Here is a 16495-nt window from a genome sequence, read left to right on the forward strand (position 1 = left end):
ACGCCGGGGCCGCTGGCGGCGACTTCTCCCGGCGTCCCCCGCTAGAGTGGCCGAGTGAATGCTGTGTGGCTGGTGGTCTGGTACGTGCTGTTCGCCTTCTGGCTTCTGTTGACGGCGCGTATCGTGATCGAGCTCGTGCGGACCTTCGCACGAGAGTGGCGTCCCGCCGGAGGGGTTGCGGTCACGCTCGAGACCATCTACACAGTGACCGACCCGCCGGTTCGTCTGTTCAGGCGAATGATCCCGATGGTTCGGATCGGCGGGATGGGACTGGACTTATCGATTATGGTGCTGCTGTTGGTTGTGTTCTTTGCGATGCAACTGGCAACTCCCAGGTGATCGGGGAAACTTGGGTGGACCCTGCAGGCCATGGAGTGCGTGAGGTGATCTGATGTCGTTGACCCCCGCTGACGTGCATAACGTCGCGTTCAGCAAGCCGCCCATCGGCAAGAGGGGCTACAACGAGGACGAGGTGGACGCGTTCCTCGACTTGGTGGAGACCGAGCTTGCCCGGTTGATCGAGGACAACAACGAGCTGCGTCAGCAGGTCGAACAGCTCGACAACGAGCTGGAATCGACCCGCGGCGAGCTCGAGAACGCGAAGGTGAGCGGTCCTCCGCCAGTGCGGGACGAGCCGTCCCGCCGCCTGGCGCCCGTGCCGCCGCCGGCCTCGGCGATGGAGCAGACGCAGGCGCACTCGATGGTCGGTGACAGTGGTGAGCCGAACGTTCAGGCCGCCAAGGTCCTCGGCCTCGCCCAGGAGATGGCCGACCGGCTCACCGCCGAGGCGAAGACCGAGTCCGACGGCATGCTGGCGGAGGCGCGGACCAAGTCCGAGCAGCTGCTTTCCGACGCCAGGGCGAAGTCCGACTCGATGGTCAACGAGGCGCGCACCCGCGCCGAGACCATGCTGAACGACGCGCGCACGCGCGCCGAGACGCTCGAGCGCCAGGCGCGCGACAAGGCGACCACCATGGAACGCGAGTCGCAGCGCAAGTACACCGAGACGATGAACAACCTGAACGCCGAGAAGGGTTCGCTGGGCAAGAAGATCGAAGAGCTGCGCACCATCGAGCGCGAGTACCGCACTCGCCTGCGCGGCTTCCTCGAGTCCCAGCTGCGCGAACTCGACGATCGAGGCTCCGCGGCCCCGGCCTCGGCGTCGTCGAACTCGGGCCAGTCCTCCGGCTCCAACAGCGGCCAGGGCTACTCCTTCGGCCCCCGCGCCGAAGCCGGCTGAGGTTCCTCTCTCGTCTGACGTTGGCTGACGCCCCGCCTGGTCCCGCTTTCCGGGACCAGGCGGGGCTTCGTCATGCGCATCGACGGCCCGGTCGTCCTGCGGTTTCCGCATTTTCGGTAGTCGGGTCGTGGCAATTCGTGATCGTCGATTTCGGCGGCCCGGAATGTCCCTGCGCATTCGGTGATGGAATGCGCACGGAATGTTGCGGGCGCGAAATTCCGGGGTGGGCTTTTCGGGTCGGGAAACTGCCCGTTCGGGCTGACCTTGATCACGAGTTTTTTTCCGGGTGGCCTGGCGATTTCCCGGTGGTCGTTCCGGGTGGTGCGTACGGAGTGCGCTGGACCGCTTGCGCTCTGCGAGACCGGGGTGTGCCCCTGCCGGCTCGGGCGGCTCCGGTCGGTACGCGACGCGCCCGGGGGCCGAATCGACTTTCCGTGACCTGAGCCTCACGGGCCGGCTCGCCGTTCTCCCGCCGCCGCGAGCGGGCCCGCCCGATGAGTCCGGTGGCGGGGTCGATTGGTGGTTTGTGCGGTTCGGCGCACATGATCAACCGCTCGGCGACTGGGTGGCCGGAGGGCGGGTGGCTGGTCGTCGCTGGGGTGGGGTGCATCTTGCGGGCGGGTGTGGCGGCGAGGTGGCCACGGAATGCAGCCGGTGCGGTACCCGGCGTGGGCGGGTCGTGACCCGGGATCCGGGTTTCGCGTGCTGTAATTCAGCGTGCTCTACATCGTCCTCGTTCTGGTGCTGGCGGCGCTCGCGCTGCTCGTCACGGCGCTCATCACGGCAACCTCGCTGTGGGCGTGGGTCTCGATCGGCCTGTCGGTGCTCGCCGGGCTGATCCTGCTCGTGGACTGGCTGCGGCGGCGCAACCGCCCCGAGCCGGGGGAGGCCAAGCCGAACCCTGAGGACGAGGCGGGCGAGAAGGCCGCCAAGGTCGAGAACTTCGATGCCGAGCAGACCGCGCTGCTGCCTTCGCGGGGCGAGCTCGGCAACCCGGCCGACGTGCCCGAGCCCGAGATCGAGCCGGCGCCCGAGGCGGAGGCCGAAACCGTGCCCGCGCCTCAGCCGTCCGAAGCCGCTGCGGACGGCGACGCCACCGAAGCCACCGCCGCGGCCACCGCGGACGCCACAACGGCCAACGCTGCGACGGCCAACGCTGCGACGGCCGGAACCGCGACCGCCGCGACCGCCAACGCCGCGACCGCCAACGAAAAGGCGCCGCCCGTTCGCGATACCCCGCCCGCCGAGGAAAACACGAGCGCCGAGGATCTCGCGGTCGTCAAGGAGCTCGAGGACGAGGTCGTGGTGGTCGACGAGTACCCCCGTTACCACCTCGTCGACTGCCCTTGGCTCTCCGGCCGCGACCCCATCCCCATCGGCGTCGGCGAAGCGCGCCAGCTGGGCTTCACTCCGTGTGCGCGGTGCGGCCCCGACGCCGTTCTCGCCGCCGCGCACCGCTGACGCCCGCCGCGCTAAATCCCCAGGATCTCGCCCAGCGCGGCGCTTCCCGCGGGCGTCAGCAGGACCGCGCGGTGGGCCTGGGTGCGGCGGCGCAGCCAGCCGGCCGCCAGCAACCGCTCGGCAACGGCGGCACCGAGCGCACCGGCCAGGTGATGCCGCTGTTCGCTCCAATCCAGACAGAAGCGCAGCAACGGCCGCCGCGCCGACGAAGCCGCTTCGAGATCGACGCCCAAAGACGAGAACACCGCCGGAGCCGCCGGCCCCAAAACGTACGGATGATCCCGTAGCTGCGAGGAAATCCGGTCACCCGGCCGCCTCGCCGTGGTCGGGTCACCGTCCACAGTGGCCAGTGCGCCGTGGGAAACCAGGGCGGCGGTGATGGCCACGCCCAGCTGGCCGGCGACGTGGTCGTGGCAAGTCCGCGCCGAGCGCAACGCGGCCGCGCGCGTGCCTTCGCGCAGCGAACGGACCGGTCGGGCAGGGGAGAACCGTGCCAACGTCTCCAGCAGTTCCGGGGCATCGCCGGCGAGGCGGTAGAAGCGGTGCCGCCCGGAGCGTTCGCCGGTGACGAGCCCCGCGGCCAGCAGTTTGGCCAGATGGGAGCTCGCGCCCTGCGCGGACAGGCCGGCCTCCGCGGCCAGCACCGACGCGGCCAGCGCACGGCCGTCGCCCAGGGCGAGCAGCACGCGCACCCGCGCCGGGTCCGCGAAGAGGGCCGCGGTCGCGGCGATGTCGGCATCTCCGTCCACGACGTCCAGAGTGACCCGCGACACTTCCACCGCGACGGAAGCGTCCGCGAGGTCCACTGGAGACCATGAAACCGGTGCTCCTGATCACCCTGTGCACCGGGATGTTCTTGGTGCAGCTCGACGTGACCGTCGTCAACGTCGCCCTCCCCACCCTCGGCGAACAGCTCCACGCAGGACTCACCGCGCTGCAATGGGTCGTCGACGGATACTCGGTCGTTCTCGCCGCATTGCTGCTCGCGGGCGCCGCGCTCGGCGACGTCTTCGGCCACCGCGGCGTGGTGCTCACGGGGCTGGTGGTGTTCGGCGCCGCGTCCGCCGCGTGCGGCTTCGCCCAGTCCGCGGCCTGGCTGGTCGCCGCCCGGGCCGTCCAGGGGATCGGCGCCGCGCTGCTGCTGCCGGGCACGCTCGCCGTGATCAACCGGCAGTGCCCGGATCCGAGCACCCGGGCCCGCGCCCTCGGCGTCTGGGCCGGCGTGTCGGCCCTCGCCCTGCCCGCCGGCCCCCTGCTCGGCGGGGTGCTCGTCTCCCTCGCCGGCTGGCGACCCGTCTTCCTGCTCAACGTGCCGATCGTCGGGGCAGCCGCACTCGCCGTGCGAAAGCTGGTCCGGCCCGGCGGCCGCACACCCGGCCGCATCGACCTGCCCGGCGCCGCCACGGCCGCACTCGCCCTCGGCGCCGGCGTTTACGCCGTGATCGCGCACCAACCCCTCGCCGCGGGGATCGCAGTGACAGCAGCAGCCACCTTCCTCGTGATCGAACACCGCTCCGAGGCCCCGATGTTGCCCCTGCGCCTACTCGAATCCCGCCGCACCGCCGGCGCCACCACCATCTCCGCCGCCTTGAACTTCGTCGGCCTCGGTGCGGTCCTCGTCTTCACCCTCTACCTGCAGAGCGTGCTGCACCTCAAACCACTCGACGCAGGACTCGCCCTGCTCCCGCTCTTCCTGCCTTTGGTCCTGCTCGGCCCCCTCAGCGGCCGCCTCACCGCGAAACTCGGCCCCCGCCCGCCGATCATCGCCGGACTCCTCCTCGGCGCCCTCGGCCTCGCCGGAATCCTCCGCGTCGACACGGCAACCACCTACGCCTCCCTTCTGCCCGCCCTCCTCGGCCTCGGCGCCGGCATGGGCCTGCTCACCGCCGCCGTCGTCACGGCCGCCGTCACCGACGCACCTGCCGAACGCGCCGGCATCGCCGGCGGCGTGAACAACGCCGCCCGCCAAGCCGCCGGCGCCCTCGGCGTCGCCGTTTTCGGCGCCGTCGCGGGAGATCCGGCGAACCACCCGGCCTTCGTCCGCGGCCTCCACACCCTCGGCGTCCTCTCGGCCGCGCTGTGGCTCGCCGCCGCGGCCCTCGCCGCCTTCACGACGGGACCTCGGACCCGGGGTGCGAATGGAGCAGGTTGGCCGCCGAGGATGCGGGGCACGTCTTGATGGGGGCGCGGCGAGGGGGGTGGTGGATGGGCCGGCTGCAGAGGTGGTTCATGCCGAGGCCGGTGCCGCCGAAGACCGCATTGCTCCTGGCGTCTCTGCACACGGGGATAGTCGTCATCTGGCTGTGCATGTTGTTCCTGATCCCCGACCTGTCACCTCTCCTGGCGTGGCTCTACTTCGTCCTCGCGGTCTTCAACACACCCAGTGCCGTGCTCTACTGGACCGCGTACGTTCGCAGTCGCCGCGCAGACCGGTGACGACCGGACCCCGGGCCACCGCAAACGTGGTTGCGCGCCCGAGCTAATCTGGTACCAGCAAGGCGTTGATCCGGCCATCACCGGGGAGCTTCCGGAAGAACAGGGCGCGTGCGTCCCCAGTAGACCCGGACGGGGCGGCCCGTGACAGCCGACGAACGAGTGGCCCGGCAGCACCGCCGCCGGGCAAGCGGGGTGGTACCGCGTGACGCGCGAGCGTCTCGTCCCCGTGTGGGTGACCGGTAGGCGCCGGTCGTCCGTACGTGAGCGACGAACGCAAGGAGCGCACCCCGATGTACCCGAAGGCCCAGCTCGACGGAGAGACCGGAGAAACCGCGGTCCCGTCGCAGCCGTCGTTCCCCGCGCTGGAGCAGCGCGTGCTCGAGTACTGGGAGACGGACCGGACGTTCCAGGCCTCGATCGACGCGCGCCCGGCCGGCGAGAACGGCGACAACGAGTACGTGTTCTACGACGGCCCGCCGTTCGCCAATGGGCTGCCGCACTACGGGCACCTGCTCACCGGGTACGTGAAGGACATCGTCCCGCGCTACCAGACGATGAAGGGCAAGCACGTCGACCGCCGCTTCGGCTGGGACACCCACGGCCTGCCCGCCGAGCTCGAGGCGATGCGCCAGCTCGGGATCACGGAGAAGGAAGAGATCGAGGCGATGGGGGTCGCCAAGTTCAACGAGGCCTCCCGCGAGTCCGTGCTGCGCTACACCAAGGAGTGGGAGGAGTACGTCACCCGCCAGGCGCGCTGGGTCGACTTCGACAACGACTACAAGACGCTCGACCTGCCCTACATGGAGTCGGTCATCTGGGCGTTCAAGCAGCTGTGGGACAAGGGCCTGGTGTACGAGGGCTACCGCGTGCTGCCCTACTGCTGGCGCGACGAGACGCCGCTGTCCAACCACGAGCTGCGCATGGACGACGACGTCTACCGCACCCGCCAGGACCCGGCCGTCACGGTCGGGTTCCGCTTGGAGGGCAACGGGAACGAGCTCGACGGCACCTACCTGCTCATCTGGACGACCACGCCGTGGACGCTGCCCTCGAACCTCGCCACCGCCGTGCACCCCGAGGTGCGCTACGTCGTGGTGGAGAGCGAGAACTTCCCCGGCAAGCGGTTCCTGCTCGCCGAAGCCCGCGTCGGCGCGTACGCGCGTGAGCTCGGTGAAGAGCTGACCGTCGTGGCGCACTACACGGGTGCCCAGCTGCTCGGAAACCGTTACGCCCCACCGTTCCCGTACTTCCTCGGCCGCGAGAACGCGCACCGGGTCCTGTCGGCGGATTACGTCACGACCGAAGACGGCACCGGCGTCGTGCACATCGCGCCCGCCTACGGTGAAGAGGACAAGGTCGTCACCGACGCCGCGGGCATCACGCCCGCCACCCCGGTCGACGCACGCGGCCGCTTCGACGCGACTGTGCCCGACTACGAGGGCCAGCAGGTGTTCGAGGCCAACCCGAACATCATCCGCGACCTCAAGAACGGCACGGGTTCCACCGCTCAGCAGGGCCCGATCCTGCTGCGTCACGAGACCTACGAGCACCCGTACCCGCACTGCTGGCGCTGCCGCAACCCGCTGATCTACCGCGCGGTGTCGTCGTGGTTCGTCGCGGTGACGCAGTTCAAGGACCGCATGGTCGAGCTCAACCAGCAGATCACGTGGTACCCGGAAAACGTCAAGGACGGCCAGTTCGGCAAGTGGCTGGAGAACGCCCGCGACTGGTCGATCTCCCGCAACCGCTACTGGGGTTCGCCGATCCCGGTGTGGCAGTCGGACGACCCGACCTACCCGCGCACGGACGTCTACGGCTCGCTCGACGAGCTGGAGCGCGATTTCGGCGTGCGGCTGGACAACCTGCACCGCCCGTACATCGACGAGCTGACCCGGCCCAACCCGGACGACCCGACCGGGAAGTCCACCATGCGCCGCGTGCCAGAGGTGCTCGACGTGTGGTTCGACTCGGGTTCGATGCCGTATGCCCAGGTGCACTACCCGTTCGAGAACGCCGAGTGGTTCGAGCACCACTACCCGAGCGACTTCATCGTGGAGTACATCGGGCAGACGCGCGGCTGGTTCTACCTGCTGCACGTGCTCGCGACGGCCCTGTTCGACCGGCCGGCGTTCCGGACCTGCATCAGCCACGGCATCGTGCTCGGCTCCGACGGGCAGAAGATGTCGAAGTCGCTGCGGAACTACCCGGACGTGACCGAGGTGTTCGACCGCGACGGGTCCGACGCCATGCGGTGGTACCTCATGGCGAGCCCGATCCTGCGCGGCGGCAACCTCGTCGTCACCGACCGGGGCATCCGCGATGCGGTGCGCCAGGCCGTGCTGCCGCTGTGGAACTCGTACTACTTCCTCGCCCTCTACGCCAACGCCGAGGGCGTGGAAGGCAAGTGGCGCACGGATTCGACGCACCTGCTCGACCGGTACGTGCTCGCGAAGACCCACGAGCTCGTGACGGACGTCGAGTACGCGCTGGACAACTACGACATCGCCGGCGCGTGCCAGACTGTGCGCGATTTCCTGGAGGTGCTCACGAACTGGTACGTGCGCCGTTCGCGCGACCGGTTCTGGGCGGGTGACCAGGACGCGATCGACACGCTGCACACGGTGCTCGAGGTGACCTCCCGCGTCGTCGCGCCGCTGCTGCCGCTCACGACCGAGACGGTGTGGCGCGGCCTCACCGGCGGCCGTTCGGTGCACCTGACCGACTGGCCGAGCTCGCTCGACCTGCCGGCCGACGCCGCGCTGGTCACGGCCATGGACCGCGTGCGGCAGGTGGCGTCGACGGCGCTGTCGCTGCGCAAGGCCAACAAGCTGCGCGTGCGGCTGCCGCTGGCGAAGCTGCTGGTGGCGAGCGAGGAAGTGGAGGCGCTGCGCGAGTTCACCGACATCCTGCGTGACGAGGTGAACGTGAAGTCCGTGGAGCTGACCACCGACGTCGCGGCGCACGGCTCGTTCGAGGTCGCCGTGAACGCGCGTGCGGCCGGGCCGCGGCTGGGCAAGGACGTGCAGAAGGTCATCAAGGCCGTGAAGGCCGGCGACTGGACCACGACGTCGGGCGGCGCCGTGGTGGCGGCCGGCGTCGAGCTGCTCGAAGGCGAGTACGAGCGGCGTCTCGTGGCCAAGGACGGCGGCGCGGCGGCCGAGCTGCCGGGCGGGTCCGGGCTGGTGCAGCTCGACACCGAGGTCACCGACGACCTGGCCGACGAGGGCGTCGCCCGCGACCTGGTGCGCGTGGTGCAGCAGGCCCGCCGCGAGGCCGGCCTCGACGTGTCCGACCGCATCGCGCTCACGATCGACGCGCCGGACGAGGTCGTGGCCGCGGGGCGCAAGTTCGAGGAGTTCGTGGCCTCGGAAACGCTGGCCACCTCCGTGACCTACGGCGACGCGCCCGAGGGCTTCGAGGGCACTGTCGGCGACGGCGTGAAGTTCCGCGTGGCGGTCGAGAAGGCGTAGCGAACCGGCCGTCCCGGCGTTGATCACGAATCAGCGTCGGGACGGCGGCTTTCTCACCTGTAACACCCCTTGTCCGTCAGCGATGGGCAAGCTGGGCCGAGTGCGCGCACGCCGCACGGGCCTGGGGGAGAGTCGCAAGTGAGTCCTGCCGGAAAGAGAGCCGTCCTCATCGGTGGTGCGGTCGCGATGGTCGCGATCGTCGTCGCAGCTGTGGTGCTGCTGACCGGCGGTTCGCCGGCGCCCGAGGCGGCGGCCGAGCCGACCGGGACCTCGGCCGCGGCGGGGCCGGTCGCCCCGGACCCGACGTCGGCGGCGCAGCTCTACCTCAAGGACTTCGCGGGCCACGACACCGACGGCGCGAGCCTGCTGACCGACGACCCGCACGGCGCGGCCGCCGCACTGCGTGACGCCTGGGACACGCTCAAGCCCGACGGGCTGCAGGCAAAGCTCGGCAAGGTGAGCGACGCCGCCGCGAACGCACCGAAGAGCACCGCCGCGTACACCCTGACCTGGGACCTCGGCCCCGGCCACGTGTGGTCGTACGACGGCAGCCTCGACCTCGTGCACTCCGGCGACAGCTGGCGCGTGCACTGGACCCCCGCCGCGCTGCACCCGAAGCTGCAGGCCGGGCAGCGGCTCGTGATCGCGACCGCGCCGGCCGACGAAGCCGTGGTGGTGGACCGCGACGGCAAGCCGGTGGTCATCAGCGGACCGGGTGGCACGCACCTCGATCCCGCCGCGAAGTTCCCGCTGCTGACGCAGGCGCTCACCGGACAGGGCACGTCGTCGCCGTCCGACACTTTCGCGGTCCAGCGGGTCGACACCTCGGGCAAGGCGCTGGAGACGCTCTTCGGCAAGACCGAGAGCGGGCAGCAGGCGGTGAAATCCACGGTGAGCGTCTCCGTGCAGAACGCGGCGCAGGCGGCCGTCGACTCCTACCGTGGCAAGGCCGTGATCGTCGCGATCCAGCCGTCCAACGGCGGGGTGCTCGCGGTGGCGCAGAACGCGGCGGCGGGCACGGGCCCCTCGGCGCTGAACGGCCTGTACGCGCCGGGTTCGACGTTCAAGATCGCGACCGCGACGGCGGCCCTGGAAGCCGGCGTTGTCACGAAGGACTCGCAGGTGGCGTGCCCGCTCACCGCACGGATCGGCACCCGCACGATCTCCAACGAGGGCTTCGACCTCGGCACCACCACCGTGCACCGCGCGTTCGCGCATTCGTGCAACACCTCCTTCGGCCAGCTCGCCTCGCAGCTGCCGCCGGACGCGCTCGCCAACGCCGCGAGCCAGTACGGCCTCAACGCTGACTTCGACATCCCCGGCCTCACCACCGAGATGGGCAAAGTCGGCGCCGCCGGCAGCGCCGACGAGCAGGTGGAGGACGGCATCGGCCAGGGCACCGTGCAGGTCAGCCCCTTCGGCGAGGCCGTGATGGCTGCGACGGTGGCCGCGGGCAAGGCGGTGACGCCGAAGCTGTGGTTGGACGGGCCCATTCCGCCACGACCGTCAACGACGGCTACCGCGCGCCGTCGGCGAGCGTGCTGGCCTCGGTGCGCGCGATGATGCGCGAGGTGGTCACGGGCGGCACCGCGACCGGACTGGCGCGCTCGGGCACCGTCTACGGCAAGACCGGCACCGCGCAGTTCGGCGACGGCGCCGAGGCGCACGGCTGGTTCGTGGGTTACCGCGGCGACGTCGCGTTCTGCGTGTTCCTGGAGGGCGGCAACGACTCCGGCCCGGCCGTGACGCTGGGCGCCAGGTTCCTGACCGGTGTGAAGTAGCGCTTCGGCGGCGGCCGAAGCGTCGGGCTCCTACGGTGGGGGCATGGAGACCGTCGCGCTGGCCGAGGTGGCCGCGGTGCTCGCCGACCCGAGCCGGGCGACGATGTGCCTCGCCCTGCTGGACGGGCGCGCCTGGACGATCGGCGAGCTGGCCGCGGCGGCGCGGATCGCGGTGTCGACTGCGAGCGAGCACGTGACGCGGCTGCACGACGCCGGGTTCGTCGCCCGGGTAAAGCAGGGCCGGCACGCGTACGTCCGCATCGCCGACCCGCGCGTGGCCGAGCTGATCGAGCACCTGGCGCAGCACGCCGAGCACCGCGAACCCGTCGGGCTGAAGGCGTCGTTGCGCACGCAGCGGCTGAGTTTCGCGCGCAGCTGCTACGACCACCTCGCCGGAACCGTCGGCGTCGCGCTGCGCGAAGGCTTGATCGCGAAGGGGATCGTCGACACCGGGCACGGGCTGACGCTGACCGCGACCGGGCGCGAAGTGCTCGACGAGCTCGGCGTCGCTGTGCCGGAGCGCGGCCGGCGCCCGCTGCTGCGCGACTGTCTGGATTGGACGGAACGGCGCGACCACCTCGCCGGTGCCGTGCCCGCGGCGATCCTGGCGCGGGCCGTCGACGCGGGGTGGGTGACGCGGGACCGGCAACGCGCGGTGCGGCTGAAGCCGGCCGGGGAGCAGCCGTTCGCGGCGCTCGGTGTCGATCTGGCGACACTCGGTGGCAGTTTGAATGTCCTCCAGCGCCGATCGTTACCGATCCGACCACAGTCACGGCGGGAGCAGTCGCCGGACGGGGTAACGCCCGGTGGCGTTCCCGCCCGCTATTGGCCGGATCGGTAACACACCACTTTGCCCGAGTTGTCCGGTGGTGCACGAACGAGTGAACGCCCCTCTCTCACTAAGCTGGAAGCCCACGGCGACCGGGAGGGGCGGACATGGACCAGCTTCCCGTCCTGCTGGGGATCGGCGGGGTCGTGCTGCTGGCGTCCGTGGTCGCCGTGCGCGTATCGACCCGGCTCGGCCTGCCTTCGCTGCTGCTGTACCTCGGCATGGGAGTCGCGCTCGGCGAATCGGGCATCGGCATCCAGTTCGACAATCCCGGCCTGACGCAGTCGCTCGGGCTGGCCGCCCTCGTCATGATCCTCACCGAGGGCGGGCTCACCACGCGGTGGCAGGCGGTGAAACCCTCGCTGGGGCTGGGGATCCTGCTGTCCACAGTGGCCGTGGTCGTGAGCATCGCGGTGACCGGCGCGGCGCTGCACTGGCTGCTCGGGCTCGACTGGCGGCTCGCGCTGCTGTGGGGTTCCGTGCTCGCGTCGACCGACGCGGCGGCGGTGTTCTCAGTGCTGCGCTCGGTAGGGGTGCGCCCGAAGATCGTCGGCGCGCTGGAGCTGGAGTCCGGCATCAACGACGCGCCCGCCTACATCGCGGTGATCGTGCTCTCGTCGGGGGCCACAGTGGACTGGACCCTGCCGCTGTTGGTCGTTTACGAACTCGCCGCCGGGCTCGCGATCGGCTTGCTCTTCGGCTGGCTGGGCGCGATGGCGCTGCGCCGGTCCGCGCTGCCGGCCACCGGTCTGTACCCGCTGGCGACGGTGGCCGTGTGCATCGTCGCGTATTCCTCCGGTCAGCTGGCGCACGCGTCCGGTCTGCTCGCCACGTACGTCGCCGCGCTGGTGCTGGGCAACTCCAAGCTGCCGCACCGGTCCGACACGCTCTCGTTCGCCGAAGGCCTCGGCTGGCTCGCGCAGATCGGGCTCTTCGTGCTGCTCGGGCTGTTCGCGTCGCCGAGCCGGCTACTGGAGACGCTGGTGCCTGGCCTCGTCGCGGGTGCGGTGGTGCTGCTGCTGGCGCGGCCGCTGTCGGTGGTGATCGCGCTGCTGCCGTTCCGGCTGCCGTGGCGGGAGCAGACGTTCCTCTCGTGGGCGGGCCTGCGCGGAGCCGTGCCGATCGTGCTCGCGATGATCCCGCTGTCGGAGGGCGTGCCGGGCGCGCAGCGGCTGGTCGACGCCGTGTTCGTGCTGGTCATCGTGCTCACGCTCCTGCAGGGGGCCACCCTCGGGCCGTTCGCGCGCCGGCTCGGCCTCGCGAAGAGCTCCGAGGCGCAGGAGGTCGAGGTGGACGCCGCACCGCTGGACGAGCTCGGCGCCGAGCTGCTGCAGGTGCGCATCCAGAAGGGCTCGAAACTGCACGGCGTCTACATCTCCGAGCTCGGCTTGCCCGCCGGCGCCACCGTGAGCCTCGTGGTCCGCCGCGGCTCCGGGTTCACACCGCAGAAGACCAGCCGCCTGCAGGAGGACGACCAGCTGCTGGTGGTCACCACGGCCCAGGTCCGCGACGCGACCGAGCGCCGGCTCCGCGCCGTCGACCGCGCCGGGCGGCTCGCGCGGTGGCGCGGTGAGCTGGGGCGCTGAGTCACCGCAGCGAGGCGAGTACGGGCTCCAGATCCCGCGGCGCGTGCCACAGCGGCAGCCGCAGGTGGGTCCGGAAGCCGTCGTAGACCGAAAACGCGGGCCCCGGCGCCAGTTTCACCCCGGCGGTGAGCGCGCGCTGCGCGAGGCGCACGGCGTCTTCGCCGGTGTCGGCCCACAGCCCGGTACCGCCGGCCGGCGTCGTCCAGCGCCAGTGCGGGAACACACGGCCGAGAACGTCCACAGTGGACTCCCAGCGCGCGGCGAGCAGAGCGCGCCGCGCCTCGCGGGCCTGGGCCACACGGCGCAGCAACCCGGCGACGAGCAGCTGGTCGACGACCGAGCAACCGAGGTCGATCGCCTTGCGAGCCTCGGTCAGCCGCGCGACCGTCGGCGCGTCCGCGCGGATCCACCCGATCCGCACGCCACCCCAGAACAGCTTCGACGCGGTGCCGATGCTCACCAGCAGCTCCGGCGGCACGTGCGCGGCCAGCCCGGGCGCCGGCCCGCGGAACGCCAGGTCGGCGCTGCTGCGGTCCTCCACCGTGCGCAGGCCCGCGGCGGTGATCAGCTTCCCGAGCTCGCGCCGCGCCGCCGCGGGCATGCGCTCGCCGGTCGGGTTGTGCACGGACGGCTGGCAATACAGCAGCGCGGGGGAGCGGCGCAGCGCCGCTTGCAGCTGGTCGCGGTCGATCCCGTCGCCCGTCCAGCGGATGCCCCGCAGCCGGGTCCCGGCCCCGGCGAACGCTTCGAGCGCGCCGCGGTAGCTCGGTTCCTCCACCACGACCAGGTCGCCTGCCGTGACCAGCGTGTTCGCCACGAGCCACACGGCCTGCTGGGCGCCCGCGGTCACCAGGACCTGCTCCGGGGTGGTGGGCACGCCGTCGTCGGTGAGCAGCCGCGCGATGGTGGCCCGCAGCCGCGGGATGCCGGCGGGGAAGTAGCCGTCGGTGCCGAGGTAGGGCTCCAGGTCGGCGGGGCCGAGCGCGGCCAGCCCGTCCGCGGTCAGGGCCGAGCCGGGCAGGGCGCCGCTCGACAGGTCCGCCGGGGCGGCCGCGCCGGTGAACGAAACGAGCCGGCCACCCGGCACGCCCGGGCCGCCGGGTTGGCGCCGGCGCACCCGCGAACCGGAGCCGGCCTCGGCCGTGAGCCGCCCGCCCGCCGTCAGCTGGTCGTAGGCCGAGGTCACCGTGCCCCGGGAGACGCCCAGCGCTCGCGCGAGCGGCCGTTGCGCGGGCAGGACCGCCGCTTCGGGCAGCACGGCGGAGTCGACCAGTTCGGCCAGCGTGGCGGCGAGCGCGGCGGGGAGCGTGGGGCCGCCGCCGCGCCACGCGCCGAGCAGCCGAACGAGTTCGGCGGGCGTGACTCGGTGCACGTACACCTCCTTCACCAGCCAGTTTGGACCACTTCCGGCGAACTGGCCCAGCGGCCGCGCCCGCGGCGGGGCGACGATGGCGGGCATGGCCACGGTTTGCCTCGTCGGTACCCTCGACACGAAACACGCCGAATACGACTGGCTGCGCACCCGCCTCGAAGTCGACGGCGTGCACACGTTGCTGGTGGACGCCGGTTCGGCTCCGTCGGAAGGAGCCGACGTGCCGGCCGAGGAAGTGGCCCGCGCCGCCGGCGTCGACCTCGCATCACTGCGGGGCGATCGCGGGCGCGCCGTGGAGACGATGGCCCGCGGTGCGGCGGTGACCGTGCGGCGGCTGTTCGACGAGGGCCGCGTCGATGCCGTGCTCGCGGTCGGCGGCTCGGGCGGCTCGTCGATCGCGGCGGCGGTGATGCGCGAGCTGCCGGTGGGCGTGCCGAAGCTGCTGGTCTCCACCATGGCCTCCGGCGACGTCCGCCCGTACGTGGGCGAGACCGACGTGACGCTGATGTACTCCGTGGTCGACATCGCGGGGCTCAACGCGGTGTCGAAGACCGTGCTGGGCAACGCGGCGGCCGCGATCGCCGCCATGGCCCGCCACCACGACACCGGCCGCGAGACCACCGATCGGCCCGCGGTCGCGGTGACGATGTTCGGCGTCACCACTCCCGCCGCCGACGAGGCCCGAGCCGAGCTGGAACGGCTCGGCTACGAGGTGCTCGTGTTCCACGCCACCGGCTCCGGCGGCCGAGCGATGGAGAAGCTCGTTACCGACGGCCTGCTCGCCGGTGTGCTCGACCTGACCACGACGGAGCTGGCCGACGAGCTCGTCGGCGGGGTGCTTTCCGCGGGCCCGCACCGGCTGGAGGCGGCCGGGCGCGCGGGACTGCCGCAGGTGGTCAGCGTGGGCGCGCTCGACATGGTCAACTTCGGCCCGGCCGACACCGTGCCCGAGCGGTTCGCGGACCGGAACCTGCTGGTGCACAACCCGACCGTCACGCTGATGCGGACGACCGCGGAGGAGTCCGCTCGGCTGGGCACGCTGCTCGGACGCAAACTCCAGGCGGCACAAGGGCCCGTCTCGGTGTTCCTGCCGCTCGGCGGAGTGTCCGCTGTGGACGTTCCGGACGGCCCGTTCCACGACCCGGCGGCCGACGCCGAACTGTTCGCCCACCTCACCGAAGCGCTGTCCGGTGGTACGGCGACCGTGACGCGGCGCGAAGAAGCCATCAACGACGCCGGGTTCGGCGCGGCCGCCGCGCGGGAACTGCACCGGCTCATCGGTGAAAGGAGGTCCTGACGTGGACCGCGAACGAGCGCTGGCCCGGCTCACCGCCGCGGTGGCGCAAGGCCGGCCCGTGATCGGCGGCGGCGCGGGTACCGGCCTGTCCGCCAAGGCCGCCGAGGCCGGCGGCATCGACCTGCTGATCATCTACAACTCCGGCCGCTACCGCATGGCCGGCCGCGGCTCGCTCGCCGGGCTGCTGGCCTACGGCGACGCCAACGGCATCGTCGTGGACATGGCGCGCGAGGTGCTCCCGGTCGTGCGCGACACGCCGGTCCTGGCGGGCGTCAACGGCACCGACCCGTTCCGGCTGATGGGTCCGTTCCTCGACGAGCTCAAGCGGATGGGGTTCGCCGGCGTGCAGAACTTCCCGACGGTCGGGCTGATCGACGGCGTGTTCCGCCAGAACCTCGAGGAGACCGGTATGGGCTACGGCCTGGAGGTCGACCTCGTCGCGCTGGCTCGCGAACGCGATCTGCTGACCGCGCCGTACGTGTTCGACCCCGAGCAGGCCGCCGACATGACCCGCGCGGGAGCCGACGTGCTCGTGCCGCACCTCGGGCTCACCACGAGCGGCACGATCGGCGCGCGGACGGCCGTCACGCTCGATGAGGCCGTCGCCCGGGTGCAGGCGATGCACGACGCGGCCAAGCGGGTGAACCCGGACGTGCTCGTGCTGTGCCACGGCGGGCCGATCGCCGAACCCGCCGACGCGCAGTACGTGCTCGACCACACCGAAGGAATCGTGGGTTTCTTCGGTGCTTCCTCGATCGAGCGGCTCCCGGCCGAGCGCGCGATCCGCGCGCAGACGGAGGCCTTCCGCGCGCTGCGGCGGTGATCTTCGGTCTGTGAGCACCGTCTCAGCTCACGGGACACCTCTGGCGTCACCGGGCGTCGTTCGGTTACCTTCATCAACAGGTCATGAGTGCCAGCGTTCAGCCCCGGCTTGCTGGCCGGCAACCCTCCTACCGCGGTGGGGTGCCCCGGGTGAGGACCAGGCCGGTCGTGTTGTGCGACGGGCAAGCGCGGGCCCCTCGC

The 16495-nt window shown here is 71.6% G+C and carries 13 protein-coding genes, 1 pseudogene and 1 riboswitch; of the genes and pseudogenes, 12 read left to right on the top strand and 2 right to left on the bottom strand.

Annotation, left to right across the window (positions count from 1 at the left end):
• The first annotated feature begins 63 nt into the window (after positions 1-63).
• The 3 genes from QRX50_RS25620 (at position 64) to QRX50_RS25630 (ending at position 2701) form a co-directional block, all read left to right on the top strand.
• A complete protein-coding gene (locus tag QRX50_RS25620; protein ID WP_091616814.1) occupies positions 64-339 on the top strand; it encodes a YggT family protein in 276 nt (91 codons plus the stop codon).
• A 52-nt stretch (positions 340-391) separates the two neighbouring features.
• Complete coding sequence (gene wag31 / locus QRX50_RS25625; RefSeq protein WP_285965724.1) at positions 392-1240, top strand: DivIVA-like cell division protein Wag31; 849 nt, start codon at positions 392-394, stop codon at positions 1238-1240.
• A gap of 717 nt (positions 1241-1957) precedes the next feature.
• Positions 1958-2701 (top strand): hypothetical protein, encoded by a 744-nt coding sequence (locus QRX50_RS25630; protein WP_285965725.1) that lies wholly within the window; start codon positions 1958-1960, stop codon positions 2699-2701.
• A gap of 11 nt (positions 2702-2712) precedes the next feature.
• Here QRX50_RS25630 and QRX50_RS25635 read toward each other — a convergent pair whose 3' ends face one another.
• Positions 2713-3450: an ArsR/SmtB family transcription factor gene (locus QRX50_RS25635; RefSeq protein WP_285965726.1), complete on the bottom strand. Its 738-nt coding sequence runs from the start codon at positions 3448-3450 to the stop codon at positions 2713-2715.
• 65 nt (positions 3451-3515) lie between these two features.
• Between QRX50_RS25635 and QRX50_RS25640 the strand changes: the two genes are divergently transcribed.
• The 7 genes and pseudogenes from QRX50_RS25640 to QRX50_RS25665 all read left to right on the top strand — a co-directional run bounded on the left by QRX50_RS25640 (position 3516) and on the right by QRX50_RS25665 (position 12803).
• Positions 3516-4880 carry an MFS transporter gene (locus QRX50_RS25640; RefSeq protein ID WP_285965727.1) on the top strand — a complete coding sequence of 455 codons (1365 nt, stop codon included), beginning with the start codon at positions 3516-3518 and terminating at the stop codon, positions 4878-4880.
• 50 nt (positions 4881-4930) lie between these two features.
• On the top strand, positions 4931-5137 hold the full coding sequence (locus QRX50_RS25645; RefSeq protein ID WP_285965728.1) for a hypothetical protein: 207 nt from the start codon (positions 4931-4933) through the stop codon (positions 5135-5137).
• A gap of 290 nt (positions 5138-5427) precedes the next feature.
• Positions 5428-8607 (top strand): isoleucine--tRNA ligase, encoded by a 3180-nt coding sequence (gene ileS / locus QRX50_RS25650; RefSeq protein WP_285974560.1) that lies wholly within the window; start codon positions 5428-5430, stop codon positions 8605-8607.
• A gap of 138 nt (positions 8608-8745) precedes the next feature.
• Positions 8746-10170: a penicillin-binding transpeptidase domain-containing protein gene (locus tag QRX50_RS25655; protein ID WP_353073995.1), complete on the top strand. Its 1425-nt coding sequence runs from the start codon at positions 8746-8748 to the stop codon at positions 10168-10170.
• Positions 10167-10388 (top strand): penicillin-binding transpeptidase domain-containing protein, encoded by a 222-nt coding sequence (locus tag QRX50_RS49715; protein WP_353073996.1) that lies wholly within the window; start codon positions 10167-10169, stop codon positions 10386-10388. The genes QRX50_RS25655 and QRX50_RS49715 overlap by 4 nt, the downstream gene beginning before the upstream one ends.
• Positions 10389-10431: 43 nt before the next feature.
• Positions 10432-11109 (top strand): annotated as a pseudogene (locus QRX50_RS25660) (ArsR/SmtB family transcription factor); the annotation flags it as partial.
• Between the two features lie 215 nt (positions 11110-11324).
• The gene (locus QRX50_RS25665; RefSeq protein ID WP_285965729.1) at positions 11325-12803 is read left to right on the top strand and encodes a potassium/proton antiporter; all 1479 of its coding nucleotides are present in this window, start codon (positions 11325-11327) and stop codon (positions 12801-12803) included.
• 1 nt (position 12804) lies between these two features.
• Here the strand turns inward: QRX50_RS25665 and QRX50_RS25670 are convergent, their stop codons facing one another.
• Positions 12805-14262 (bottom strand): aminotransferase-like domain-containing protein, encoded by a 1458-nt coding sequence (locus QRX50_RS25670; protein WP_285965730.1) that lies wholly within the window; start codon positions 14260-14262, stop codon positions 12805-12807.
• Between QRX50_RS25670 and QRX50_RS25675 the strand changes: the two genes are divergently transcribed.
• Positions 14261-15472: a Tm-1-like ATP-binding domain-containing protein gene (locus QRX50_RS25675; RefSeq protein WP_285965731.1), complete on the top strand. Its 1212-nt coding sequence runs from the start codon at positions 14261-14263 to the stop codon at positions 15470-15472. The genes QRX50_RS25670 and QRX50_RS25675 overlap by 2 nt on opposite strands.
• 1 nt (position 15473) lies before the next feature.
• On the top strand, positions 15474-16295 hold the full coding sequence (locus QRX50_RS25680; RefSeq protein ID WP_285965732.1) for a phosphoenolpyruvate hydrolase family protein: 822 nt from the start codon (positions 15474-15476) through the stop codon (positions 16293-16295).
• A 79-nt stretch (positions 16296-16374) separates the two neighbouring features.
• Positions 16375-16489, top strand: a riboswitch (SAM riboswitch).
• Positions 16490-16495: the final 6 nt, after the last annotated feature.

The sequence above is a fragment of the Amycolatopsis sp. 2-15 genome, assembly GCF_030285625.1.
Classification (GTDB): Bacteria; Actinomycetota; Actinomycetes; order Mycobacteriales; family Pseudonocardiaceae; genus Amycolatopsis; species Amycolatopsis carbonis.